The organism is Streptomyces sp. NPDC059851, assembly GCF_042732005.1.
Classification (GTDB): Bacteria; Actinomycetota; Actinomycetes; order Streptomycetales; family Streptomycetaceae; genus Streptomyces.
In genome coordinates this window covers 1-23,432 of the sequence record NZ_JBHWJJ010000134.1, presented here as the reverse complement: position 1 = coordinate 23,432, position 23,432 = coordinate 1, and the positions used below count along the sequence as shown (strand labels likewise).

Here is a 23,432-nt window from a genome sequence, read left to right as displayed (position 1 = left end):
ACACGGCCCGGTGGACGGGCTGGAAGCCGGCCCGGCTGAAGGCGGCCCGCGCCGAACTGGCCGCCACCGACCTGGTGGTGACGGCCGCCCGCACCCGGGCCGGACGCACCCTGTTCCTGCCCGGCCCCTGGTCCGAGATGGCCTCCCCGAACCTGCCCGTCGAGCAGTGGAAGCTGCCGATGTACGAGGGCCTCGCCCCCGGCGGCAGTCCGGTGCTCCGCGTCCTGGTGCCGGCCGAACCGGCCGCGGACCTCTACCGCAGGGCCTGGCAGCGGGTCACCGGAGGCGACGTACCCCGCTTCGCGGAGCTCAAGGTCAAGCGCACCCGCCCCCGCCGCCGCTGACTTCACCGCCGGCCGGCCCCACCCGCGGGGCCGGCCGGCCGCTCGCCCCGTTCCTCCTTCGTCCTTCCTTTTCCTTTTACTTGTTCGAGTTTCCAGGACTCCCATGACGACCGTCACCGAAGACGCTGCCGCCGCCCCGGCCCGCCAGATGCTCCCCGCCGAAGAGCGGTACGCCACCGAACTCGCCTTCCTCGCCGCCCAGGACACCGGCCCCCGCCCGCCGGGCTGGGCGCTGACCCCGCGCGCCGTCGTCACCTTCGTCTGCGGCAGCGACGGCGCCGAGCTGGCCCTGCCGAAGCGCCGGGCCGGCCTGCCCGCCAAGCTGGTCATCGCACCGAAGTTCGTCGGCGAACGCGCCCTCGTCGAACGCTGCGTCGTCACCCTCGCCGGCGAGCGCGGCCTCCTCCTCACCGGCGAGCCCGGCACCGCCAAGTCGATGCTGTCCGAACTGCTCGCCGCCGCCGTCTGCGGCACCAGCGCCCTCACCGTGCAGGGCACCGCCGGCACCACCGAGGACGCCTTCCGCTACGGCTGGAACTACGCCCTGCTGCTCGCCCAGGGCCCCACCCCGCAGGCACTCGTCGACTCCCCGGTCCTCTCCGCCATGCGGACCGGACGCGTCGTACGGGTCGAGGAGATCACCCGCTGCCTGCCCGAGGTCCAGGACGCGCTCGTGTCGATCCTGTCCGACCGGCGGGTCAGCGTGCCCGAACTCACCGCCACCGAGGACGCGGTGGTCAGCGCCGCCCCGGGCTTCACGGTCATCGCCACCGCCAACCTGCGCGACCGCGGCGTCTCCGAGATGTCCGCCGCCCTCAAGCGCCGCTTCAACTTCGAGACGGTCGACCCCATCGCCGACGCCGACGCCGAGGCCACGCTGATCCGCCGCCAGGCGGTCGCGGCCGTCCAGCGCGCGGGCGCCGCCTTCGGCGTCGACGACGCCGTCCTCGACGCGCTGGTCACCGTCTTCCGGGACCTGCGTTCGGGGCGCTCCGCCGAGGGCTGGGACGTGGAACGCCCCGGCACGGTCATGTCCACCGCCGAAGCCGTGCAGGTGGCGACCTCGCTGGGCGTCGCCGCCGCCTACCTGCCGGGCGGCGACGTCCTGGACCTGCTGCCCGGCCACCTCCTGGGCGTGGTCCGCAAGGACGACCCCGCCGACCACGGCCGCCTGCTCGGCTACTGGGACGGCCCGGTCCGCCGCCGCGCCGAGGACGGCTCGGCCATGTGGCGCCGCCTGTGGGACCTGCGCGGGAGCCTGCGATGACCACCACCGCCCTGCCCGCGGGCGCCCCGGCGCCCGCCGCCGTCCCGGATCCGTACGCCGATCCGCGGGACACGGTCGAGGCGCTCGCCGCGTCCCGGACGCCCTACCTGCTGGGGGTGCGCCACCACAGCCCCGCCCTGGCCGCCGTGGTCCCGGCCCTGCTGGACGCCTCCGGGGCCGAGGTGGTCTGCGTCGAGCTGCCCGCCGACTTCCAACCGTGGCTGGAGCACCTCGCGGACCCGGAGACGCGGGCCCCCGTCGCCCTCGCCGGCACCGGACGCGAGGGCCGACTCGCGTTCTACCCCTTCGCGGACTTCTCCCCGGAACTGGCCGCCGTCCGCTGGGCGCGGGCGCGCGGCGCCGAAGTGCTGTGCTGCGACCTCCCGCTCTCCGACCCGGACTGGACCCCTCGGTCCGACGACCCCGAGGCCGTCGCGGGCCCGGTTCCCGACGGGCCCGGTGAACCGGTCCCGGGCACCGACCCCGACCACCCCGCCACCGGCTCCGGCCCCCGGCGTCGCTCGTACGCGGGCGCCCTCAGCGCGGCCGGCACCGGCCGGGACGGCGACGACCTGTGGGACCGCGCCGTGGAGGTGCTCGCCCCCGGTTGCCCGCCGGAGGCCGTCCGCCGCGCGGCCCTCGGCGTCGGCTGGGCGCTGCGCCAGGACGCAGCCGCCGCCGTCCCCACGGTCGACCTGGCCCGCGAGGCACGGATGCGCGCGGTCATCGCGGCCGCTGCCGCCGGCGGCAAGCGCGTCGCCGCCGTGATCGGAGCCTTCCACGCCCCGGCCCTCCTCGACTCCGGTGCCGTCGCGGCCGACCGCACCGCCGAGGGCGGCGCCGACGAGGCCCGTGCGGGGGCGGGCGAGGCCGAAGCCGCCGACGCTGCCGTGACCTCGTTCGTGCCCTACTCCTTCGACCTGCTCGATTCCCGTTCCGGCTACCCCGCCGGCATCCGCGACCCCTTGTGGCAGCAGGCCGTACTGGAGGCCGGCGGCGACCCGGAGCGGCTGCGGACCGCGGCCTCCGCCGCCGTCACCGGCCTGTGCCGGGAACTGCGCCGGGCCGGCCACACCGCCGGGACCGGGGAAGCCGCCGAGACCCTGCGGCTCGCCTGCGACCTGGCCGTCCTGCGCGGCTTGCCCGCCCCCGGCCGCGGCGAACTCCTGGAGGCCGTCACCACCGTGCTCGGCCAGGGCGAACCGCTGGGTCGGGGCCGTGCACTGGCCCGCGCCCTCGAAGTGGTCCTCGTCGGCACCGGCCGGGGCCGCATCACTCCCCGCGCCCCCCGCTCCGGACTCGGCCCCGGGGTCGAGGCCGAGCTCAGCGAGCTGCGGCTGCCCGGCCCCGAGGACCCCGAGTTCCGCGAGGTCCGCCTCGACCCGCTGCGTTCCCCGCTCGACCGGCGCCGCGAGGTCCTGCTCCAGCGGCTGGCCGTGCTGGGCAGCGGATACGGGGAGCCGCTCGACGTGGCCGCAACCGGCGACGGCACCGCGCTGGGCACCAAGTGGCGGCTGCAGTGGACCCCTTCCGTACCGGCCCGCCTCGACCTCGCCGGGGTCCGCGGCGTCACCGCCGCCCAGGCGGCCGCCGGCACCCTGCGCGACGCCGCCCGCCGGGCCGCCGCCGACGGCGGCCCGACCCCCGCCCAGATCCTCGCGGGCCTCACCGCCGCCGCACGCTGCGACCTGCCCGAGCTGGTCGCGGTACGACTCGACGAGGCGGCCGCCACCCTGCCGCAGACCGCCGCTCTGCCGGAGCTGCTGGAAGCGCTGGACCTGCTGGAAGGGCTCTCCCGCGGGCACTTCCCCGTCGGCTCCGACACCGTCCGCGCCACCGCGGGCACGCTGGCCGGCGAACTGCTCGACGCCGCCGTGCGGGCCCTGCCCGGCCTCGCCGGCAGCGAGGACCCCGCCGACGCGCGCGCCCTCGTCGCCCTCGCCGACCGGGCCGCCGCCCGTCACCTCGGCCTGCGCATGGACGGGGCCCTCACCGGCCTCGCGGCCGACGGGTCCCCGCTCATGCAGGGCGCGGCACACGCCGTCCGGGTCCTGCTGGACCTCGACGCGGCAGCCGGACTCGGCGACCGCGCCGCCGGCTGGATCGACGGCGCCACCACGCCGGACGGCCGGCGGGCCCTGACCCGCCGTCTGGGCGGCCTGCTGGCCGCGGCCGGACCGCTGCTCCAGTCCTCCGCGGCCGCCCTGGTCCCGGTCCTCGACCGGGTCGACTCGCTCACCGACCAGGACTTCCTGGACCGGCTCCCGGCCCTGCGCGGAGGGTTCGACGCGCTCGCCCCCGCTGCCCGCGACCGGCTGCTGGCCACCGTGACCGAACGGCTCGGCGACCGCGTCGACGTCTCCCTCGACGCCCCGCCCGCCCTGCTCGCCCTGTGGGCCGCCGCGGACGCCGCTGGGGCCGCGGCGCTGAAGTTCCTGCCCCGCCCGGAGCACGACGCCCCGGCTGCGCATTCGGCTGCGGCTGCGCATTCGGATTCGGTCCCGTCCTCGGCCGGGAACTCCGTACCGGAACCCGGGGCCGTAACCGCCCCCCGACCGGGAGCCGCCGAGGCCGCCGAGCCGCAGCGGCTCGCCCCCGCCGACCGGTGGCGGCTGCTCCTCGGCCGGCAGCGCGACAGGTTGCCCGCCGGTGCCCGCCGCTACGCCCACGCCCTGGACGAGCTGTACGGCGCCGGCCGCGGCGAGGGCTCCACCGACCTGGACGCCGGCGGCTCGGGCAGCGGCGGCGGCCAGGACCCCTCGTTCCCCACGGCCCGCGAATGGGCCGAGGAACTGGAGGCGCTCTTCGGCACGGACGTCCGCGAGGAGGTGCTCGCAGCCGCCGCCGACTCGGGCCGCCACGACGTGCTGACCCAGCTCGACCCGGCCGCCGCGCGCCCCTCCGTGGAGCTGCTCAGCTCGGTGCTGTCCCTGGCCGGAGGGATGCCGGAGGCCCAGGTGGCGAAGCTGCGCCCGCTCGTCCGCCGCCTCGTCGACGAGCTCGCCGAGGAGCTGGCCACCCGGCTGCGCCCGGCGCTGTCCGGGCTCAACACCCCGCGCCCCAGCCGCCGCCCCGGCGGGCGGCTCGACCTGGACCGCACCCTGCGGGCCAACCTCGCCCACACGCGCCGCCTCGACGACGGCAGCCTCGTCGTCGTCCCGGAGCGGCCCGTGTTCAGTACCCGGGCCCGCCGCGAGGCCGACTGGAGACTGATCCTGGTCGTCGACGTCTCCGGCTCCATGGAGGCCTCGGTCATCTGGTCGGCGCTGACCGCCGCCGTCCTCGGCGGTGTCCCGACCCTGTCCACGCACTTCCTGGCGTTCTCCACGCAGGTCGTGGACTTCACCGACCGGGTCGACGACCCGCTGTCGCTGCTGCTGGAGGTCCGCGTGGGCGGCGGCACGCACATTGCGGCGGGCCTGGCCCACGCCCGTTCCCTCATCACCGTGCCGAGCCGCACCCTCGTCGTCGTGGTCAGCGACTTCGAGGAGGGCGCACCGATCGGCGGACTCCTCGGGGAGGTGCGCGCGTTGGCCGCGTCCGGGGCCCACCTGCTCGGCTGCGCCGCGCTCGACGACACCGGCACCCCCCGCTACTCGGTGCCCGTCGCCCGGCAGCTCGTCGCCGCCGGCATGCCGGTGGCCGCCCTCAGCCCGCTCGCCCTCGCCCGCTGGGTGGGCGACCGCCTCCGTGGAGAAACCCGTTGAGCACCGCCCCGTCGCCGCTGCCGCCCGTCGCCCCCGAGGTCCTCGCCGAAGCCGTGGAGGACCTCAGCGCCCGGCTGCGCAAGAAGCTCGACGCCGCCATCGAAGGCTGCGCCGCCGGGACCCCGGCCGCAGAACGGGCCGCCGACGGCAGCCTCGGCTTCCGCTTCGGCGAGGACGCCGTCGTGACCCTACGGCCCGGTCCCGGTGGCGCGGTCACCACGGCGGAGCAGGCCGTCTGCAGCTGCCTGCTGGCCCCGCGCTGCCTGCACCGGGCCGCCGTGCTCGGTGCGGCCCCGCTCGCCGACGTCGCACCCCCCGGGCCCGAGGCCGGTCCCGAGCCCGGTGCCGATCCGTCGGCCGCGCCGGCGCCGGAGTCCTCGCCGACGGCCGGGCCCGCGGCCGGGGCGCAGCAGGCCGTACGGGCCGCGGATCCCGCGCCTGCGGAACCCGTTCCCGCCCCGGCCGCCCTGACCGCCGCGCAGACCGCCGCCGCCTCCGCGCTGTGGCGGGCCGCCGCCGAAGCCCTCGCGGCGGGCGCCACGGCCGGCGGCGCGGTCGTCCAGGCCGAGCTGCTGCGCGCCGCGCACACCGCCCGCGTCGCCGGGCTGCCCCGTGCCGAGGCCGCCGCCCTTCGGCTGGTGCGCGGCCTGCGCGCCGCCCGGGAGCGCAGCGGCACCCACCGGCTCGCCGACCTCACCGCCGCCTTCCGCGACCTCCTGCACATCGCCGCCGTGCTGGCCTCCGGGACGGCCGACCCCGCCCTGGCCGGAAGCACCCGGCGCGCCTACCGGCCGGGCGGCAGCCTGCGGGTGCACGGACTGTGCCGCGAGCCGGTGCTGTCCGCGACCGGATACGGGGGAGTGGTCACCCACCTGCTGGCGGCCGACGGGGGACGCCACTCCATCTCCGACGTGCGTCCCGGCGGCCTCGCCCGCGCCAAGGGCGCCGGCTCCGCCTCGGTGGCGCTCGGCGGCGCCACCCTCGACCATGCGGGCCTGGCGCGCGGGGGACTCCGCATCGCCGGGGCCACGGTGTCGCCCGACGGCCGGCTCGGAGCCGGGCGCGGGGTGCAGGCGACCCCGCTACCGGGCGTCCGGTGGACCGAGGAACCCGCCGCGGCGCTGTTCGCCCGCCCGGCGGCCGAGGCCGTGGCCGCGCAGCTCGCCGACCCCGACCCGGACGCGGCCGGCCCCGCGCTGTTGGGCTGCGACGTCACGGTGGTCGGCGCGGCCGGCGAGGACCTCCTGGTCCGCGAGATCCGGACCGGGGACGCCCCGGCCCCCCTGCTGCGGCTGCGGGCCGCCCACCCCCACCCGGAGCTGCCGCACCGGGAGAACCTCCGCCGGATCGCCGCCCACCCGGGCCTGGCGCTGCGCGTCCTGGGCCGCCCCGACCTGGACCGCGCCGCGACCCTGCGGCCCCTCGCCGTCGGGCCGGTGCCGGGTGCGGAGCACACGCTACGGCTGCCCGACGAGTGGTTCGGCCGCGCCGACCTCGGCTACGAGCGCCTCCAGGGCAGCCACTTCCCGCCCGGCACCGCGACGGGAGCAGGACCCCGCTCCGTGGACCCCGGGCCGGACCCGCTGGCCGACGCTCCGCTGTGGCGGGTGCGCCGCCTGCTGGAGACGGGTGTAGCGGGCGGGCGGCGGGCCGTCGCCGAATCGGCCCGCGGCAGCGAGCCGCAGGCCGCGTACGGGCCGCTGCGCCGGGCCGGGTTCACCACGGCCGCGGAGCTGGCGACGGCCCTGGCCGCGGAGGCTGACCGGCGCCCCAGGGACGCGTTCGGCCGCCTCACCGACCCCTCGGCGGACGGCTACGCCCGGGCTTGGCTGTCCGCGGCCACCCACCTGGCGGCCGCCGAACGGTCCCTGGTGGCCGCGTCCTGGGTCTGACCCCGGCACCGGCAGGGGGCGAGACGCGGAGCCTGGGCCCGGCCGGCCCGGCGGGCCCCGGGTGCCCCCGCCGTCAGCCCGGCAGGCCCCCCGGCGGGGGCCACCGGCTGATCTACGGGTGATCGGGGCGCTGCTCCGGCGGTGCCGGCTGCCGCTTCACCCGGGGCACCCTGCGCCTGGCCGCTGGGCCGCCCGCGCTGCGCGCCCCTCCCACCGGAGCCGGGCGGGGCCGCGCAGCCAGGCGTCGAGGGCGGCGAAGTCGGCGCCGGTGATCCCGAACCGGGCGTCGACGAGGTGCAGCAGGGCCCGGCCCGGGTGGTGGACGTCCACCCACGTCCGGTCCGCGTCGCCGATCTCGTCGTCGACCCAGGCGAACGGCCGCCCGGCCGCGTGGTCGAGGAGGGCGTGCACCTTCCAGTGCGGCCGGCCGCCGACCGCGCCCGGGCCGTCCTCGTCGGACGGGTCGGGCCAGACGACGAAGGGCAGTTCCGGCAGCCCGATCCGCGGGCCGACCCAGGCATTGGCGTCGGCCGCCCAGGTCGTGGCCCACACCAGCTCGCAGGGCAGGGCCAGCAGGCGCGGCCCGAGCGCGGGATCGAGCCGGGCGAGCAGCGGATTCCCGTCGTCGGCGGGCCCGTACGACGGGTAGCCGCGCGGGAGGTCCCGCGGCGTCGCCCCGAACGGGATCAGCGGACCGTCGACGTCGAGGAAGACCAAGGGCAGTGAAGATTCCATCACTGTGATCATGCCCCAGCCGCCGGCCGCCCGCGAGGGCCGCCCGCTACTTGTCCCGCGGCTTGGCCCGGACGTGCACGCGCTCGCTCTGCGGGCCGAACAGGCTGAGGATCTCCACCGGGGCCTCCCCGGTGCTGCCGAACCAGTGCGGCAGCCGGGTGTCGAACTCCGCGGCTTCACCCGCCTTCAGGACGAGGTCGCGCTCGGCGAGGACCAGCCGCAGCCGGCCGCTCAGCACGTACAGCCACTCGTAGCCCTCGTGGGTCCGCGGGTCGGGTGTGCTGCGGCCGGCCGGGATGACCATCTTGTACGCCTGGAGTCCGCCGGGGTTCTGGGTCAGCGGCACGATCGTCGTGTCGGCCCGCCGGATCGGCTTCAGCCGCACCCGCGGGTCGCCCACGGGCGGCGCCCCGACGAGTTCGTCGAGCGGCACCGCGTGGGCGCGCGCCAGGGGTAGCAGCAGTTCCAGGTTGGGCTTGCGCTCGCCGGACTCGAGGCGGGACAGGGTGCTGACCGAGATGCCGGTGGTCTCCGAGAGCCGGGTCAGGGTGATGCCGCGCTTCTTGCGCAGGGCGCGCAGCCGCGGGCCCACGGAGGCCAGGACGGCGGCATCGTCGGTTGCCATGACGGCAAGCCTAAGGGGCCCGTTCCGAGCCGGGCGCCGGCCCCGGAGCGCGGCCACCGGGAGCGCCGGCCGCCCGGGGTGCGCCGGCGCGGGCGCAGCCCGTCCCGTAGCCGGTCCTCCGGTCGGACGGGACGCACTGCGGCGCTGTCGGGGCCACCGGCCTCGTGACCGGGCGGGGGAGTTCGCACCCCACCCGTCCACCTCGCGGCCCCGGGAGCCTGCACCGCCGCGGTGCAGGCTCCTGGGGGCGGCGGCTACGGCGGCGATGCGGACGTGGGGAGGTGGGGCACGGTTCAGCGCCGCCGCAACAGGCCCCGTACGTACGCCGCCTGGCCGGCGTGCTGCAGATCGTCGGCGAGGACGCTGACCAGCCGCACCCCCAGGGAGACCGGCGGGTCCCAGCCCTCGTCGACGATCCGTTCGAGGTCGGCCGCGGCGAGTGACCGGATGAAGCCCAGGCTCTGTTCGTGCACGGCGTCGAAGTAGCCCAGCAGTAGGTCGCCCGAGTCGACGCGGACCTTCTCGACCTGCTTCGCGGTGTGTCCGAACCCGGTGTCGCCGGCGGGCAGCGGCAGTGCGAAGCGGGTCGCCCAGTCCTTGGCCGTCCAGACCTGCTCAAGGCCCGAGGCGTCCGCCACGTGGTCGTCCTGCACCCGGGTAAGATGCCACACCAGCCAGGTGATCGAGTTCGCCTGCGGGTCGACCCGGGTGTTCAGCTCCTCGGCCGACAACCCCTCGACCGCCTCGTGCACCACCTCCCGGATCCGTACGTACCCGTCGGCCAGTACTTGTGTCGCCTTCATCCACCGTCCCCAGACTCCGTCCGCACCGCCGCAGGGACACGGCATCGGCCGGTGCCCTGCGGCTGCCGGCCGATGCCCTGGACCATCGACGCCTACATCGGATCCATACCCCGATCGTCGATCTTGCTCTCCTGCTCGCTCTGCTCGCGCAGCCGGCGGGCCTTGTCCTGCAGCCGGCGGCGCTCGTCCGGGTCGGTGGAGCGTTCGGCGGCCTGGCTCAGCTCCTGCGCCTTCTCGCGCAACTGCCGGACACGGCCGCTGGATCCGCCTGAAGCATTCATGGTCACTCCTCGGGGGTGGAGGGTAGGAAGAGCGCATTCAGCGAAGCAGCAGTGCCGCGGGGACGCATCTCGAACCACCGCCCCGCATGCCCCGCCAGGGACGGCCCTCACCCGTTCGTCCCGCACGAACGGCGCAACGCAGTCGGGTGACGGGGTAGGGGGACCGCCACCCGCGTCGACCCTTCACCGGTCACCGGTCACCGGGACGGTCACCGGCACGGGGACGGGAGCGGGATCCGGCGGCGGAGCGTGCGTCCTAAGGGGCGGAGCCGGCGCCGCGCCCGCTGCGGCCCCGCGGCGGCTTGCGCGTGCGGGTCCAGGCCAGCAGGTCCTTCTCCTTCCACGTGTTGACGACGCGTTCGGCGGTCACCCCGCATTCCACGGCCCGCTCGCAGCCGGTCGGCTGCCAGTCCAGCTGGCCCGGCGCGTGTGCGTCCGTGTCGATGGCGAAGAGCGTTCCGGCTTCGACCGCGAGCCGCAGCAGCCGGCGCGGCGGGTCCAGCCGCTCGGGCCGGCTGTTGATCTCCACGGCGGTTCCGGATTCGGCGCACGCGGCGAACACGGCCTCGGCGTCGAACTGCGACTCGGGGCGGCCCCGCCCGGTGACCAGCCGCCCCGTGCAGTGGCCCAGCACGTCCATCAGGGGGTTGCGCACGGCGGTGAGCAGCCGCCGGGTCATGGCGGGCGAGTCCATCCGCAGCTTCGAGTGGACGGATGCGACGACGAGGTCCAGCCGGTCCAGCAGCTCCGGTTCCTGGTCGAGGGAGCCGTCGAGGAGGATGTCGCACTCGATGCCCGTCAGTAGCCGGAAGGGTGCCCAGGTCTCGTTGAGCTCCGCCACCACGTCCAGCTGTTCGCGCAGCCGTTCGGGTGACAGGCCGCGTGCGACGGTCAGGCTGGGCGAGTGGTCGGTGAGCACGGCCCACTCGTGGCCGAGGTCTGCCGCGGCCCGCCCCATCTCCTCGATGGTGCTGCCGCCGTCGGACCACTCGGAGTGCAGGTGGCAGTCCCCGCGCAGGGCCCGGCGCAGCGCGCGGGCGGCGGGTGTGGCGGACGGGCCATCGGGATGGGCGGCGACCTCGTCCTCCAGTTTCTGCAGGTAACCGGGGACGTTCCCGGCCAGGGCCTCCTGCACCACACGGGCGGTTTTCGGCCCGATTCCCTTGACGGTTTCCAGCGTTCCGGCGGCGATCCGCTGTGTGACCTCGTCCGCACCCATCCGCGTCACCGTGTCCGCCGCCGTGCGGAAGGCCCGCACCCGGTAGGTCGGCGCCTGGCCTCGCTCCAGCAGGAAGGCGATCCGCTGCAATGCGGCGACGGGGTCCATCAGCCACCTCCCGATAGTGCCGGTTCCTCCTAGTTTCCCCCGGAACGCTGAGGGTGCAGGCCGGTTACCCAAGGAAGGCTTTGAAGGGTCATAAGTTAAGGTTATGTGGCTATAAACAGGGGGTGGGTGCCGGGTTAGGGTGCCCTTAGCTTAGGGTTCCCCTTGATCTAGTTTTTCCGGTCGAAGGGAACATGTCATGCCTCGCCCCCTGCGGGTAGCAATCGTCGGCGCCGGCCCCGCCGGAATCTACGCAGCAGACGCGCTGCTGAAGTCCGAGGCCGCCGCCGACCCGGGGGTGTCCATCGACCTCTTCGAGCGGATGCCCGCCCCCTTCGGTCTGATCCGGTACGGCGTCGCCCCCGACCACCCGCGGATCAAGGGCATCATCACCGCCCTCCACCAGGTGCTCGACAAGCCGCAGGTCCGCCTCTTCGGCAACGTCGACTACCCGAACGACATCACCCTCGACGAGCTGCACTCCTTCTACGACGCCGTGGTCTTCTCCACCGGCGCGACCGCGGACCGTGCGCTCACCATCCCCGGTGTCGAACTCGACGGCTCCTACGGCGCGGCCGACTTCGTCTCCTGGTACGACGGCCACCCGGACGTCCCGCGCACCTGGCCGCTGGAGGCCGAGAAGGTCGCCGTCCTCGGCGTCGGCAACGTCGCCCTCGACGTCGCCCGCATCCTCGCCAAGACCGCCGACGAGCTGCTCCCGACCGAGATCCCGCCGAACGTCTACGACGGCCTCAAGGCCAACAAGGCCCTGGAGATCCACGTCTTCGGCCGCCGCGGCCCCGCCCAGGCCAAGTTCAGCCCGATGGAGCTGCGCGAGCTCGACCACTCGCCCAGCATCGAGGTCATCGTCAACCCCGAGGACATCGACTACGACGAGGGCTCGATCGCCACCCGCCGCTCCAACAAGCAGGCGGACATGGTCGCCAAGACCCTGGAGAACTGGGCGATCCGCGACATCGGCGAGCGCCCGCACAAGCTGTTCCTCCACTTCTTCGAGTCGCCCTCCGAGATCCTCGGCGAGGACGGCAAGGTCGTGGGCCTGCGCACCGAGCGCACCGAGCTCGACGGCACGGGCAACGTCAAGGGCACCGGCCAGTTCACCGACTGGGACGTGCAGGCCGTCTACCGGGCCGTCGGCTACCTCTCGGACGAGCTGCCCAAGCTTCCGTGGGACGTCGAGACCGGCACCGTCCCGGACGAGGGCGGCCGTGTGATGGAGGCGGGCGCGCACCTGCAGTCGACGTACGTCACGGGCTGGATCCGGCGCGGACCGATCGGCCTCATCGGCCACACCAAGGGCGACGCGAACGAGACGATCGCGAACCTCCTGGAGGACCACGCGGCCGGCCGCCTGCACACCCCCGCCGAGCCCGCCCCCGAGGCCGTCGAGGCCTTCCTCGCCGAGCGGAGCATCCGCTACACCACGTGGGAGGGCTGGTACCGCCTGGACGCCGCCGAGAAGGCGCTGGGCGAGCCGCAGGGCCGCGAGCGCGTGAAGATCGTCGAGCGCGAGGACATGCTCGGGGCCAGCGGGGCCTGAGTCCCGGCGCAGGGGCCCGCCGTCAGCGGCGGGCCCCGTTCCCGTCTTCCCCCCCGGACCGCCAAGGGGGCTTGCTGGTCCGGCGGTTGACCGCAGAGGGGGTAGTCCGGCGGATCGGCTGCACCGGCCTCCGCGCGGGCACTACCGTGACGGGCATGAGTGCCGATGACCTCAGTCCCGAGGACGTGTGGCCGCTGCCGCCGGCCTGGATGTTCGGCTGCACGAAGTGTGCCCGCCTCTACCGTTCGATGAAGGAGATCCAGGAGGCCACGGCGGAGCTGTGGCTGACGGGGGACCGGGGCGTCGACTGGGACCCCATGGACAGCGGCCCCGGCTCCCGGATCCGGCTCGCCCGCCACATGGCCCTCACCCACCGGGACCTGCTGCCCGACTGGGCCCCGACCTGCGCGCGGTGCGTCGAGCACCGGCGCCGGGTCGAGAAGACCGCCTCCTCCGACCTGGGGGCGGGGGCCGCCCTCGTGGGCGCCGAGCACCGGGCCGCCCACCTCTTCGTCCCGCCGCGCGGGCTCGGCCTCGTCTAGCGGCCGCCGGCCTTGGTAGGTTCCTGTCGTCACAGGAGCTGAACCAGCCACACCAGCCACACCCATCGCAGGGCTGCGGGATTGCGGGAGGACCGCCATGCACGTCGGACCGGGAGCCGGGAACGTGCCCGGCGGGAGCCGGGTCAGGATCCTGCGTGCCGGTGACCGGCCGGCCGGCGCTTGGAAGAACGGCGGCGGCGTGACCCGGGAGATCGCGGCCTGGCCCGAGGCGGCCGGCACGGACGACTTCACGTGGCGGGTCAGCCTCGCCGAGGTGGTCGCGGACGGGCCGTTCTCGGCCTTCCCCGGGGTGGACCGTACGCTCACGCTGGTCGAGGGGGCGGGGATGGACCTCACCGTGGCCGGCGCCCGCCGTGTGGTCGACGAGCGCTTCGCGCCGCAGGACTTCCCGGGCGACGCACCGACCGGCTGCCGGCTGCTGGGCGGGGGCGTCGTGAACTTCAACGTGATGTACCGCCGGGGCGCGGCCCCGGCCCAGACCGCCGTGGTCCGCGGCTCGCTCGCCCTGCGAACAGCGCCGGACGAGGTCCTGTTGGTCGTCGCACTGGAAGGCCCGGCGCATCTCGACGCCGAGGGGGCGCGTACGGTCCTCGACCGCTACGACGCGGCACTCGTCGCCGCGTCCCCGGCCGGCCGGCCGTTCACCGGCCTCCTGCGCAGCCGGGCGCACACCGCTGTGGTGCGCCTTCCTGGCCGGCCCGCGTAGGGCGCGCTCGCCGCCGGGGTGGTGGAGTCCCCCTACGCGTTCTTCTCCAGGCCCGGGCGCAGGCGCTCCAGCAGGGCGTACAGCGTCGCCCGCTCGTCCTCGCCGAGGGTGTCGAGCGCGCCGTGCGTGGCCTGCATCTCCTCGCGCACCCGCCGGATGACGTCGAGGCCGGCCTCCGTCGCCACGACGTTCTTGACGCGCCGGTCGGCCGGATCGGGCTCGCGTCGTACCAGGTCACGGGCCTCAAGGCGGTCCACGATCCCGGTGACGTTCGACGCGTCGCACACGAGCAGGGTGGCCAGTCCCCGCATCGGCAGCGGCCCGTCGAGCTGGGCCAGGACCTTGGCCTGCGTGGACGTGAGCCCGTAGTGCGCCGCAGCGGCGGCGAAGTCGCGCCACTGGGCGGTGCCGATGGCGGCGAGCAGTTCCAGCAGCTGGAGCTTGGTGGGGGTGGCGGGGGTCGTGGCGCTCATGCCCCGAGCCTACCGAGGACGGTTGACATTATCAACTATTTACTTGACTGACTTAACTATTGGCGCCTACCGTCCTGCGGAGTTACTTGATGACATAAAACATCTGTGATCTGAAGCAATAAGAAGGTTCCCCCGACATGAGCACCGCCGCCCCCGCGCCCACCCCGGGCAGGACCCGCAACGAGACGGTCGTCGTCCTCGCCCTGAGCCTGGCCGCCATGGTCGTGTCGATGATGCAGACCCTGCCGGTCCCGATCCTGGGCCTCATCCGCACCGACCTCGGCACCTCGACCGCCGCCGTGAGCTGGGTGACCACCGCCACCCTGCTCTCCGCCGCCGTCTTCACCCCGCTGCTCGGCCGCTTCGGCGACCAGCACGGCAAGAAGGCCACGCTGGTGGCCGTCCTCGGCGTCATGGTCGCGGGCTCCGTGATCGCCGCCGTCGCGACCTCGCTGCCCCTGCTGCTCCTGGGCCGCGTACTCCAGGGCGCCGCCACCGCGATCTTCCCGCTGGCCCTGTCGGTCCTGCGCGAAGAGGTCCGGCCCCAGCGGCTGCCCGGCGCGATGGCCCTGGTCAGCGGCACCCTCGCGTTCGGCAGCGGCCTCGCGCTCGTCGCCACCGGCCTGCTCACCTCCGGCTCCGGCGCCGACTACCGCAGCGCCTTCTGGATGGCCACCGGCTTCGCCGTGCTCGCCCTGCTCGCCGTCGCCCTCCTGGTCCCCGCGACCCGCCACAAGACCGGCGGCCGCACGGACTTCCTCGGCGCGCTCACCCTCGGCCTGACCCTCCTGCTGCTCCTGCTGCCCGTCTCGCAGGGCCACGACTGGGGCTGGACCTCCGGCCGCACCCTCGGCAGCTTCGCCGGCGCGGCCGTCATGGCCGCCGTGTGGGTCCTCACCGAGCTCAAGGTCGCCGAGCCGCTCGTCGACATGCGGATGTTCGTCCACCGCCCGGTACTCATGGCCAACCTGGCCGGCGTCCTCGTCGGCTTCGGCATGTTCGCGAACTTCCTCGGCGTCTCCTACCTCGTCCAGATGCCCGAGGCGCTCACCGGTTACGGCTTCGACGCCTCCGTCCTGCGGGCCTCCGTGCAGTTCCTGCTGCCCGGCGCGATCGTCTCGCTGCTCGCCTCGCCCGTCGGCGGACAGCTGGTCCGCCGCCGCGGCCCGCGCGCCGCGCTGGCCCTGGCCGCCGCCCTGGGTGCCCTGGGGTTCGGCTGGCTCGCCCTCGACCACGTCCACACCGCCTCGGTGATCGGCGCCGGCGTCGTCGTGGGCGCGGCCGTCAGCTTCGGCTACGCTGCGATGCCCGCCGTCATCATGGCGAGCGTCCCGCACCACCAGAGCGGCATCGCCAACGGCATCAACTCGATCTCCCGCTCCACGGGCAGCGCGATCGGCAGCGCCGTCGTCACCACGATCCTGGCCTCGCGGACCGTCGAGCACCTGCCCGCCGGCGCTCCCGCCCTGCCCGCCGAGTCCGGCTTCACCGCCACCTTCTGGATCGGTGCCGCTGCCTTCGCCCTGGTCGCCGTCATCGCCCGGCTGGGGCTACCCGGCCGTATCGGCGCCGCCGCCCCGGTGGTCACACCGGCGGCACCCGCCCCCGTGAAGGTCGCCGAGCCGGTCTGAGGCTCGGGACTCGGACGCCCTCACGCGTCGATGTCGATGCGGCCCATCAGGCCGTGCTGGTAGTCGAGCTGCGCCCGGCGGATCTCGGCGGAGGTGTTCATGACGAACGGGCCGCTGCGGGCCACCGGTTCACCGGTCGGCTCTCCGGCCAGGACGAGCACCTCCGCCGCCCCGCCGGGTGCGGAGACGGCGAACCGCTCCCCGTCGCGGGCGAGGATGGCGAGGTGGCCGTCGGGGAGCTCGGCATCCGCGGTGGCCGCCGTACCGGACAGGACGTACAGCATGGCGTTGTGCCCGGCGGGAACGGCGAACTCGGCACGCCCGCCGGCCGCGAGGCGGGCGTGGACGATGAGGACGGGGGTGAGGGGGTCGAACGGGCCGCTCACCCCGTGGGTGGACCCGGCTATCACCGTGAGCTCGGCGGTGCCGTCCTCAGTGGTGACGGTCGGGATCCCGTCCGGGGCGGACGCGTACCGGACGCGCGGTGGCGTCGCCTTGAGGCGAGCCGGCAGGTTGACCCAGATCTGCAGGAGGTGCTGGGGACCACCGTCGGCGAGCAGCTCGGGGGTCGGGCGGGCGAGATGGACCAGGCCCGAGCCGGCGGTCAGCCACTGGACCTCGCCGGCGTTCATGACCCGCTCGTTCCCCGCGGAGTCGACGTGCTCCACGGCGCCGTCGATGACGTACTGGACGATCTCGAAACCGCGGTGGGGGAGCGGCGGCGCGCCCTTGGCCTCACCGGGGCCCAGCACGTGCGGGCCGATCTGGTCGACCGTGAGGAACGGGTCGACCAGGGGCAGTCGGGGCTGCGGGAAGGGGCGGCGGACGGGGAAGCCCTCCCCCTCGAAGGTGTGGAAGGGGCGGGCCACCCGGGCGGTGGAACGAACGGTGGTGGCGGTGATCTGCATGCCCCGAGCGAAAGGCATCGCCCGGCGGAGCGTCAACGCGGTCCGGTTTGGTTGTCAGGTCGCCGACGCGATCCGGCCGGGCGGGGCCGACGGCCACCCGCCCGGCGCCCGCCCGGCGCGTACCGTGCGCTCAGAGCCGGCGCGCCCGGGCCCGGCGTACGAGCACCCCGACGGCCGCGCCAGCGAGGGCGATCACGGCCACGCCCGCCGTGGTCCACCAGACGGTGCTGTCACCGCCTTCCTCGTCCGCGGCCGCGGACGCCGACGGGGACGCCGGAGGGGCCGGCACGCCGGCGGGCGACGGGGACTGCGCCGGAGCCGCCACCGACGGCACGGCCGAGGGTGCTGCCGGGGCGGACGGGTCGACCGGCACGGGAGCGGTCGGCGCCGCCGAACCCGCGGGCGGCACGGGATCCACCACGGGTACGGAGACCTCGCCCTCGGCATGCCCCAGCGCGGGGAACCCGACGTCGATGGTGACCTTCCAGGTGCCCGGCGGCAGGACCTCGGCCGTGCTCCAGCCGACGCTGCCGGCCTTGTCCCGCACCAGCCGCCAGGGCCCCTGGGTGCGGGTCCCGTCCACGCTGGTCGCGTTGACCGTGGCAGCGGCCTTCTCGTCGATGGCGTCCCCGTCGTTCTCCCAGGTGATGTCGGTGGTGACGTGCCCCTCCCGCTGGCCGGTGATCACGACCTTGAGGGTGTCGCCGTGGGCGTGGGCCGTCGTCGGGACGGTGAGGGCCAGGGCCGGGGCGAGGAACAGGAACAGGGCTCCCAGCCCGGTGCGGACGGGGAAAGCGTGTCGTGTGCGCATCGTTGTGCTGCTCCCTGGTGCGGTGGGATGCGAGGGGTGCCGCAGCCGCTGCGGTGCCGGCCGCGGGGTGCGGGCCGCTGCGGGGCCGCCGCGCGGTGGGGCGCGCGGCGCGGTGCGGTGGTCGGGTGGAACGTGAGGGGCCGGCGGACGGCCGTGGGGGCAGCCGTCCGCCGGCAGTCGGCGGCTCGGGTCAGGCGGCCTTCTGGACCGTCCAGACCTGGTTCGCGCGGCCGTCCGCGCGCTGGAGGTCGAGCAGCCACTCGCCGTAGTACGGACGGTTGCTCACGGTCAGGGCGTAGCCGCCGCTGGGGTCCGTGATGGTCGTCGTACCGTTGCGGGAGCCCAGCTTCCACTGCTGGGTGGAGCCGTTGCCGCAGGGCTGCTGCGCGATCCACATGCCCTGGGCCGGGGCGCCGCCCGTCTGCAGGCACTTGCCGGAGACGGCGGACTTGATGCGGACCAGTCCGTTCCCCGCGTCCTCGAACGTCCACTGCTGGTGGGTGTAGCCGTTGGCCCGGGCACCGACGAGCACGGTGCCGTCGGCGCTGCGGCCGCCCCACAGCTCGGCGGCCATGCCGGTGCTGCCGTTGTGGAGGGTGTAGCGGGTGTTGGGCGCGGTGTCGTTGCTGCCGCCGCCCGTGGTGCGGAAGACGGTCGTCTTGCCCGCGCCGCTGTCACGGCCGGCGCTGTCGCGCACCGAGACGGCGACCTTGTACTCCGTACCGGCCTGGAGGTTGTAGATGCGCACGGACTGCGACTGGACCCACGTGAGGTGCTTGCCGTTCAGCAGCACCTGGTACCAGGCGGCGCCGTCCACCTTGGGCCAGCTGACGACGACCGAGGTCGACTGGATCTGGCCGGCCGTGACCGTCGGTCCGCCGGTCGGCTTCTTCGTCGGCGTGGGCGTGGGCTTCTGCGTCGGCTGGGGGTTGGGGTTCGGGCCCGGGTCCGTGCCGTTGCCGCCCTTGGACTTCATCAGGAACTGGTTGTCCGCGATGTTCCAGTGGGTGGCCAGATAGCTGCCCGGCTTGGGGCTGGTGTGGAAGTAGTCGTCGTGGTTGCAGTCGAGGATGTTCTCGGACGCCTTGTTGGTGCAGATGTTGCGCATCTGCGGGTAGTACGGCGTGTCCGAGTAGCACATCACGTCCCACTCGTCGGTGCAGTGGGCGCCGCGACTGGTGTTGGGGGCGCTGTTGTTGACCGCGCCGAGGTTGTGGCCCAGCTCGTGGGCGGCGGTGTGCCCGCCCCAGCAACCGGAGTCCGTACGGCCGTAGGAGGGGCCGAAGTTGCTCTGGTTGTTCTGGCCGGGGCGCTCGTCACCGGCGAAGGTGCCGATGCCGCAGTAGACCTGGCTGTCCGCGAAGATCATGTACTTGCGGTCACGGCGGTCGAGGCCCTTGGCCGCGAGCGCCTTGTTGGTGGCGTTGAAGTCGGCCATCGCGGAGGCCGGCAGCTCGATGTTGAGCACCGTCGGGGTGCAGTCGGCGGCCGTCACGTAGCGGATGTGACGGACGCCGCCGGTCTCCTGGGCGCTGTTCGAGTAGATGAGGTCGGCGTCGGCCGCCCACTTGCGGAACGAGGCGAAGTACTCGGAGTACCGGTCGCGGTCGGGACCGTGCACGTACACCACCTGGACGCGGTTGCCGCTGCTGCCGTCGCCCTCGCACTGGACGGTCTGCCCGGCGGGCCCGGCCGCGGCGGTCTGGCTGCCGCTGCCGCCCGTGGCGGCGGGGGCCGGCGCGTCCTTGGGGGCGTCCTTGGCGGCCTTGGCGTCGGCGGCGGGCGCGTCCTGAGGACGCCCGCTGCCTTCCGCGGCGGGGGCTTCGGGCTTGGCCGGATCAGAGGCCACGGCCTGTGACTTCACGGCCGGGGCGACGTCCTTCTTGATGTCGACGTCCTTCGGCGGGGCGTCCGGGCCGTGGCTGCACAGCCCCGTCTCCGTACGGTAGACGCCGACGCAGCGGTCGCCCTTCGGCGCGGCCTTGAGGCCGTCGTAGACCATGCCGCGGTCCGCGTCGTTCGCGGGCTCTTCCTTGATGGGCTCGGGCTCCGCGTCACGGGCCGGTGCGGCGGCCGGCGTGAGCGTTTCGGTGGCCGCCTGCGCGGTCGTTTCGGCCTGGGCGTCGTCGCCGAGACCGGAGTAGGCCAGACCCCCCGCGAGCACCGCCGCCGAGGCCACGGCGGCGGTGACGAGTATCAAGCGGCGCGGTTTGCGCCGGTGTTCGGGCTTCCTTCGACGGTGACCCGTCATGCGCACCTCAAATCCTTGGTCGGAGGAGTGGGTGCGAGGGAGCCTGCCAGATGGGCGAGGTGGAGAATTCGGACAAACGGGAATGCCGGTCGAGATATCTGACTGTTACCTACTGATCTGATTTGATGAACAGTCAACTTGGTTGCGCGCACGGCGAGTTACGCGCGTAGGGACCGAAAGGTCCAGTCCTTTTCGAGGATCTCGTTATCAAATCGAGATAAGGTGATATGGCTTGTTGACGACAATTCAGTCAGGGATTCATCTAAACACTACGGGTCGAATTCCTGCTGTCACGAGCTGTGAGGAATCCTCTGTTCCGGCCTAGGAACAGGGAGGTGGGGATCAGCGGGCACCCGCAGGACTGCCGCCCCGCGGGCCCTCCCCGGCCACCGCGAAGCCCCCTCCGCCGCGGCGGCGCCGTGGAACAGCAGCGGTCCGCCGCCCGGGAGTTGTCGTGGGGTCGAGGCGAGGACGCCGGTCCGTGTGCGAGCGAGGAGCCGGCCGCCGCGGCTGGCGGAGGCCAGTACGCGCCGTGCCACGGGAGGCACTCCTGACGACCCGGCCGGCCCGGAACGGGCCACGCCCTCGTCCTGAGGACCGGTGTCGGCCGCCCGCGTGGCCCCTCACCGGCCGCCGAGCTTCACCCACTTACCGGTGCTCGGTACGCCTTTGCCGTCGAGCAGGAACAGCAGGTAGTAGCCGGGCGGGGCGTCGGCGGCACTCGGCGGCGTCCGCAGCCCGATCGTGCCGACGGCCTTCGCGCTCCGGGCGCCGGTGCGGGCCGTCACGGCGAGCTGAAGGTGCCGCTGACTGGTGTTCACCGCGTGCGTGACCGTGCTCGGCGCCAGCAGCACGGCCCGGGCGACCGCGGCCGCGGTGGTGCTGGCCACCTCGAACTCCTTCCCGTACCCGAGCTCGCCCGCCGGCACCCGGTCGAGGGCGGGCCGGCCGCCGCCCTGGTGCAGGTACGGCGGTTCGTACAGCTCGATGCTGCCGTCCATCTCGTCCCCGATGTCGGAGTCGTTGGCGATCTGCTGGAGCTCGTCGCCGGTGACCATCACCCGGCCGTCCGGCAGGACCAGGGCGTTGGAGTGGTACCCGCGCGGCAGTCGCTGTGCCGGCCCGAGCCGCCACCGGCCGTCCGCGGCGCGCAGCTCGATCTGCCGGTACTTGAGGTCGGCCTTCGGATTGAACGGTCCGTACCCGTAGTCACGGGTGTCCAGCGCCCCGTTGACCGTCAGCAGTGTGCCGTCCGGCAGGATCAGCGTGTCGTCCTGCGTGCGGCCGAACGCGCGCGGCTGCTCAGTGGTCCACCGGCCGCCGGACAGCCGGTAGGTGTTCGGGTCCCGGGGGTCCCCGCCGAGGACCAGGACCGAGTCGGGGCCGCGCAGCCCGGCGGGCAGCGGCACCGCCGAGCCGTAGCCGCGGAAGTCGGCCGGGCGCCGGGGCAGGTCGGACCGGGTCTCCTTGACCGGGTCGAACAGCCACTGCTGGTCCGCGTCCCGGCCCAGGCCGTACACCATCCCGTCGCGCAGCGAGAAGAGGTGGGGGTAGTCGTTGCGGAAGGGCGCGTCCACCCGCAGCCGCTCCGACGCCAGTCCGACGGGGACGTCGTACGGGCGCCAGGGCACGGGATGCCGCAGTGCGGGGAACCGCTCCACCACCGGAGTGGGGGTGCCCGTACCCCGCTCGGACTGGCCGGACATGATGATCTGCCGGCCGTCCGCCCCGGTCACCACCGACGGGTACCAGCGGCCGTCGGCCATGTCCTGGTTGCGGAACCAGGTCTCGGTCCACGGGTCGAACACGAAGGACAGCTTCGCTCCGCTGCCGCCCTTGCCGCCGGTGTTGCCGCCGAACACCCCGACCATGCCGTTGGGCAGGTACGCGTGGCCGGCGCAGAAGAACGGTGCCGGGCGCGGGGCGTAGAGGCCGTCGGGCATGAGGACGGTCGGCGGCTCCACCTTCTTGAACGCCGGCGGCCCGGTACCGCGGGAGGGGTCCCACAGGAAGGCGCGGCCCGCGTTGGTCCGGCCGATCCGATCGGTGGGTCCGGTCTCCTTGGTGGGGTTGACCTCCACCCGCTCGAAGGAGAACAGCAGCACCTTGCCGGTGGGCAGAAGGGCCGCGTGCACGCCGAAGTCCGGCGAGGGGAAGAACTCCGTGAACCGGCCGAACCGGGCCGCTGGGAGTCGGGCGTTGGTCCGAGCCTGCGAGAGGGCCAGTGCGGCCAGGCCGGAAGTGCGCTTGGCCTGCGGGTAGTCCTCGGCGCCGGTCGTGGCCCGGCGCCGCTGGGCGTGCGCCCGGGCGTGCTCCTCGCCGAGGACGGCGGCTTCACCGGGATCCGGTACCACCGGTGTGGCGTTCGAGACTCGTGCGGCGGGTGCGAGGGGAGTGGCCGGTTCGGAGCCGCCGTCGGCGTGGCGGTGGACGCGCGGCTGCGGCCCGTGCACCGCGCCGGCCTCGGCGGAGGCCTGCGCGGCCCCGGGGGCCAGGGAGGCGAGCGCGGCCACGACCGTACCGACGCACAGGGCGGCGGACCGCCGTACGACCCAACCCCGCTCCACCATGAGCTGCCCTCCTCCAACGCCCGAAAGCGCCCAGAGTAGAAGAAATCCGGCAAAGTCCTGGTCTGACGCCCCGTGCCGCGGCGGATGGGGCTTCGTTCAGGGCCGTTCGGCCCTCGGAAGCCGCTGGTGAAACGTTTCTGTGGTGAATGGGGGAGTCCGACAGGGTGAGCCCCCGTGCCCGGGGACGTGGACAGTCGTGCGGCGGTGGTTATCCATGGCGACGTGATCAAGCCACTTCGCACCGCACTGACCGTCGTCGCCGCGACCGGAAGCCTGGTCGCCCTGTCCCCCACGGCCTGGGCCGCCCCCGTAGCCCCCCCGGGGCAGGTGACCGTCGACGTCGCCAGCGTCAACGGCTCCGGCTGCCGCCCCGGCACCGCGAGCGTCGCCGTCGCCCCCGACAACTCGGCCTTCACCGTCACCTACAGCGACTACCTGGCCCAGGCCGGCGGCGACAGCCCCGTGACCGCGGGCCGCAAGAACTGTCTCCTCTCCCTCGTCGTCAACGTCCCCCAGGGCTACACCTACGCGGTGGCCAAGGTCGACTACCGGGGCTTCGGCAGCCTGGCGGAGGGTGCGATCGGCACCCAGAAGGCCAGCTACTACTTCCAGGGCATGAGCCAGACCACCTACCGCACCCACCAGTTCCACGGCGCGCTCGAGGACAACTGGCAGGTCACCGACACCGCGAGCATCCAGGCCCTCGTCTTCGCCCCCTGCGGCGAGAAGCGCAACCTCAACATCAACACCGAACTGCGCACGGAGGTCGGCACCTCGGACCCGGCGAAGGTCAGCTACATGACCGTCGACTCCACGGACGGCGGCATCGGCACCGTCTACCACTTCTCCTGGAAGGAGTGCCCGGCCCGCTGAGGCGTACGGGCCGACCGGCCGAGCCGGCCGGTCGGCCGAGCCGGCCGAGCAGGCTGACCGGCGACGCGGATCCGGAGCCGTGAGCGGCACCGCGGGCAGTGCGTGCC

The 23,432-nt window shown here is 74.4% G+C and carries 19 protein-coding genes; 9 read left to right on the top strand and 10 right to left on the bottom strand.

What is annotated here, in order from left to right:
- The 4 genes from ACFV7Q_RS31735 to ACFV7Q_RS31720 all read left to right on the top strand — a co-directional run.
- Positions 1-344 (top strand): hypothetical protein (locus ACFV7Q_RS31735; protein ID WP_385433736.1); only part of this gene is annotated, 344 nt, incomplete at its 5' end.
- Positions 345-447: 103 nt separating this feature from the next.
- On the top strand, positions 448-1,611 hold the full coding sequence (locus ACFV7Q_RS31730) for an AAA family ATPase (RefSeq protein ID WP_385433734.1): 1,164 nt from the start codon (positions 448-450) through the stop codon (positions 1,609-1,611).
- Entirely contained in the window at positions 1,608-5,318 is a 3,711-nt protein-coding gene (locus tag ACFV7Q_RS31725; RefSeq protein ID WP_385433732.1) for a DUF5682 family protein, read from the top strand. The genes ACFV7Q_RS31730 and ACFV7Q_RS31725 overlap by 4 nt, the downstream gene beginning before the upstream one ends.
- Positions 5,315-7,210 (top strand): hypothetical protein, encoded by a 1,896-nt coding sequence (locus ACFV7Q_RS31720; RefSeq protein WP_385433730.1) that lies wholly within the window; start codon positions 5,315-5,317, stop codon positions 7,208-7,210. The genes ACFV7Q_RS31725 and ACFV7Q_RS31720 overlap by 4 nt, the downstream gene beginning before the upstream one ends.
- A gap of 156 nt (positions 7,211-7,366) precedes the next feature.
- Here the strand turns inward: ACFV7Q_RS31720 and ACFV7Q_RS31715 are convergent, their stop codons facing one another.
- From ACFV7Q_RS31715 to ACFV7Q_RS31695, 5 genes are all read right to left on the bottom strand, one after another.
- Positions 7,367-7,945 (bottom strand): hypothetical protein, encoded by a 579-nt coding sequence (locus ACFV7Q_RS31715; protein ID WP_385433728.1) that lies wholly within the window; start codon positions 7,943-7,945, stop codon positions 7,367-7,369.
- A 46-nt stretch (positions 7,946-7,991) separates the two neighbouring features.
- Positions 7,992-8,570 carry a helix-turn-helix domain-containing protein gene (locus tag ACFV7Q_RS31710; protein WP_385433726.1) on the bottom strand — a complete coding sequence of 193 codons (579 nt, stop codon included), beginning with the start codon at positions 8,568-8,570 and terminating at the stop codon, positions 7,992-7,994.
- Positions 8,571-8,863: 293 nt separating this feature from the next.
- Complete coding sequence (locus tag ACFV7Q_RS31705) at positions 8,864-9,373, bottom strand: DinB family protein (RefSeq protein ID WP_385433724.1); 510 nt, start codon at positions 9,371-9,373, stop codon at positions 8,864-8,866.
- 92 nt (positions 9,374-9,465) lie between these two features.
- Positions 9,466-9,654: a DUF6381 family protein gene (locus ACFV7Q_RS31700; RefSeq protein WP_385433722.1), complete on the bottom strand. Its 189-nt coding sequence runs from the start codon at positions 9,652-9,654 to the stop codon at positions 9,466-9,468.
- 256 nt (positions 9,655-9,910) lie between these two features.
- Positions 9,911-10,981, bottom strand: a complete 1,071-nt coding sequence (locus ACFV7Q_RS31695) for a PHP domain-containing protein (RefSeq protein ID WP_385433720.1) — start codon at positions 10,979-10,981, stop codon at positions 9,911-9,913.
- Between the two features lie 196 nt (positions 10,982-11,177).
- Here ACFV7Q_RS31695 and ACFV7Q_RS31690 point away from each other — a divergent pair, with 196 nt between their 5' ends.
- The 3 genes from ACFV7Q_RS31690 (at position 11,178) to ACFV7Q_RS31680 (ending at position 13,808) form a co-directional block, all read left to right on the top strand.
- Positions 11,178-12,539: an FAD-dependent oxidoreductase gene (locus ACFV7Q_RS31690; RefSeq protein WP_385433718.1), complete on the top strand. Its 1,362-nt coding sequence runs from the start codon at positions 11,178-11,180 to the stop codon at positions 12,537-12,539.
- 155 nt (positions 12,540-12,694) lie between these two features.
- Positions 12,695-13,081 (top strand): hypothetical protein, encoded by a 387-nt coding sequence (locus ACFV7Q_RS31685; protein WP_385433716.1) that lies wholly within the window; start codon positions 12,695-12,697, stop codon positions 13,079-13,081.
- Positions 13,082-13,178: 97 nt separating this feature from the next.
- On the top strand, positions 13,179-13,808 hold the full coding sequence (locus ACFV7Q_RS31680) for a HutD family protein (RefSeq protein WP_385433714.1): 630 nt from the start codon (positions 13,179-13,181) through the stop codon (positions 13,806-13,808).
- A 32-nt stretch (positions 13,809-13,840) separates the two neighbouring features.
- Here the strand turns inward: ACFV7Q_RS31680 and ACFV7Q_RS31675 are convergent, their stop codons facing one another.
- Positions 13,841-14,281, bottom strand: a complete 441-nt coding sequence (locus ACFV7Q_RS31675) for a MarR family winged helix-turn-helix transcriptional regulator (protein WP_385433712.1) — start codon at positions 14,279-14,281, stop codon at positions 13,841-13,843.
- A gap of 137 nt (positions 14,282-14,418) precedes the next feature.
- Here ACFV7Q_RS31675 and ACFV7Q_RS31670 point away from each other — a divergent pair, with 137 nt between their 5' ends.
- Entirely contained in the window at positions 14,419-15,912 is a 1,494-nt protein-coding gene (locus ACFV7Q_RS31670) for an MFS transporter (protein ID WP_385433710.1), read from the top strand.
- 20 nt (positions 15,913-15,932) lie between these two features.
- On the opposite strand, the gene ACFV7Q_RS31665 is transcribed toward ACFV7Q_RS31670, so the two are convergent.
- The 4 genes from ACFV7Q_RS31665 to ACFV7Q_RS31650 form a co-directional block, all read right to left on the bottom strand.
- Positions 15,933-16,820, bottom strand: a complete 888-nt coding sequence (locus ACFV7Q_RS31665) for a pirin family protein (protein WP_385433708.1) — start codon at positions 16,818-16,820, stop codon at positions 15,933-15,935.
- Between the two features lie 130 nt (positions 16,821-16,950).
- Positions 16,951-17,631 carry a hypothetical protein gene (locus tag ACFV7Q_RS31660; protein WP_385433705.1) on the bottom strand — a complete coding sequence of 227 codons (681 nt, stop codon included), beginning with the start codon at positions 17,629-17,631 and terminating at the stop codon, positions 16,951-16,953.
- A gap of 190 nt (positions 17,632-17,821) precedes the next feature.
- Positions 17,822-19,831 (bottom strand): RICIN domain-containing protein, encoded by a 2,010-nt coding sequence (locus tag ACFV7Q_RS31655; RefSeq protein ID WP_385433703.1) that lies wholly within the window; start codon positions 19,829-19,831, stop codon positions 17,822-17,824.
- Positions 19,832-20,505: 674 nt separating this feature from the next.
- Entirely contained in the window at positions 20,506-22,452 is a 1,947-nt protein-coding gene (locus ACFV7Q_RS31650; RefSeq protein WP_385433701.1) for a galactose oxidase-like domain-containing protein, read from the bottom strand.
- Positions 22,453-22,734: 282 nt separating this feature from the next.
- On the opposite strand from ACFV7Q_RS31650, the gene ACFV7Q_RS31645 reads away from it, so the two are divergent.
- Complete coding sequence (locus ACFV7Q_RS31645; protein ID WP_385433738.1) at positions 22,735-23,325, top strand: DUF4360 domain-containing protein; 591 nt, start codon at positions 22,735-22,737, stop codon at positions 23,323-23,325.
- Positions 23,326-23,432: the final 107 nt, after the last annotated feature.